1 protein-coding gene and 1 pseudogene are annotated in these 1,462 nt (G+C 65.3%); both read left to right on the plus strand.

Going from position 1 to position 1,462, the window contains the following annotated elements; genetic code table 11:
- Positions 1–1,238, plus strand: a 1,238-nt coding sequence (locus tag FJ980_RS31405) for an NAD-dependent succinate-semialdehyde dehydrogenase (protein WP_140547414.1), incomplete at its 5' end; no start/stop codon positions are given.
- 11 nt (positions 1,239–1,249) lie between these two features.
- Positions 1,250–1,462: pseudogene (locus tag FJ980_RS31410) on the plus strand (alpha/beta hydrolase); the annotation flags it as partial.

Here is a 1,462-nt window from a genome sequence, read left to right on the forward strand (position 1 = left end):
CGGAAATACTGCGGCGTTCTTTCGAATTGATGGTCGAACGGTCCGATACGCTGGCGGCGCTGATCTCGCTGGAGAACGGCAAGGCGCTGCGCGACGCGCGCGGCGAGGTCGCCTATGCGGCTGAATTCTTCCGCTGGAATGCCGAGGAAGCGGTGCGCATCAGCGGCGAGTTCGGCCTGGCGCCGTCAGGCGCCAACCGGATCGTCGTCGATTATCATCCGATCGGCATCTGCGTGCTCATAACGCCCTGGAATTTCCCCGCCGCCATGGCGACACGCAAGATCGCGCCGGCGCTGGCCGCCGGCTGCACCGTCATTCTGAAGCCCGCCAGCGAGACGCCCCTGACCGCCTACGCGCTCGCCGCGCTGTACGAGGAGGCGGGTGTGCCTCCCGGCGTCGTCAATGTGCTCACCACTTCGAACCCCGGACCAGTGACCTCCGCCATGCTCGCCGACCCGCGCGTCCGGAAGCTATCCTTCACCGGTTCGACCGGCGTGGGTCGTGTTCTGCTGGCCGAAGCCGCCAAGCACGTCATCTCATGCTCGATGGAACTCGGCGGCAACGCCCCGTTCATCGTCTTCGATGACGCCGACCTGGACGCGGCCCTCGACGGCGCGATGGTCGCCAAGATGCGAAACGCCGGCGAGGCCTGCACGGCAGCCAACCGCATCTACGCGCAGGCCGGCATCCATGACGCGTTTGCCGAAGGTCTGCGCCAACGCATGGCCGCGCTCAAGCTCGGTTCAGGCACCGACCCGGACACCGAATGCGGTCCGATGATTACCAGGAAGGCCGTCGAGAAGATCGATCGGCTGGTCAAGGACGCGGTCGGCCGTGGGGCCAGGATCCTGTGCGGCGGCGCGGTCGCCGACGACAAGGGCTATTTCTATCCGCCGACCGTCCTTCGGGACGTGCCCGCGAATGCCGAGATGGCGCAGGAGGAGATATTCGGTCCGGTGGCCCCGATCAGCCGCTTCGAGAACGAGGACGAAGTCATCGCGCGCGCCAACGACACGGAATACGGCCTTGCCGCCTACATCTACACGCGTGATCTGGCCAGGGGCATGCACGTGGCATCGAAGATCGAAACGGGCATGGTCGCGCTCAATCGCGGCCTGATGTCGGATCCGGCGGCACCTTTCGGCGGCGTCAAGCAGAGCGGCCTTGGCCGCGAAGGCGGACAGAAGCACGGCATTGCCGAGTTCATGGAGGCGAAGTACATCGCCGTGACCATGTGAACGGGCACCCCATGCAGAATGATCCTTTCCGCATCCGCGACCACGTCGCCGAGTTCGACGACATCGTCGCCGAGATCGTTCGTCGCAGCACGGAGGTGCGCGCAACAATACCGATGGTTGCCGACATCGCCTATGGAGCGGATGCCACCGAGACCATCGACCTGTTCTTTCCGGAGGGCAAACGCGACCGCCTGCCGGTGCACATGTTCATCCATGGCGGCTAC

It is taken from the genome of Mesorhizobium sp. B1-1-5 (assembly GCF_006443065.1).
Classification (GTDB): Bacteria; Pseudomonadota; Alphaproteobacteria; order Rhizobiales; family Rhizobiaceae; genus Mesorhizobium.